1 protein-coding gene is annotated in these 258 nt (G+C 40.7%); it reads right to left on the bottom strand.

The annotated features are described in order from the left end of the window. On the bottom strand, window positions 1-258 hold a 258-nt coding region (locus ACFIO5_RS10590; protein ID WP_375705378.1), incomplete at both ends, for a glutamate ligase domain-containing protein.

The raw sequence follows: 258 nt of genomic DNA, 5'->3' as shown, positions 1-258 counted from the left end.
GGCTTTTGGCGCTGCTTGTAAAATATCCTTGCGTATTTTCGCTGGCATTTCCGTGCGAGGGTTATCATCCGTTATAATAACAATATCAGCTTTATTTTCTGCAATTTTTCCCATTAAAGGTCTTTTTCCTTGATCGCGATCACCTCCACAACCAAAAACAAGGATTAAACGCCCTTGCGTGAAGGGACGAACAGAAAGCAGCACTAGTTCCAAAGCTTCCGGTTTATGTGCATAATCAATATAAACAGAAGCATTAAG

The organism is Bartonella sp. AA86SXKL (assembly GCF_042196885.1).
The sequence above is the reverse complement of the archived record's forward strand: the minus strand, read 5'-3'. Positions and strand labels throughout refer to the sequence as shown.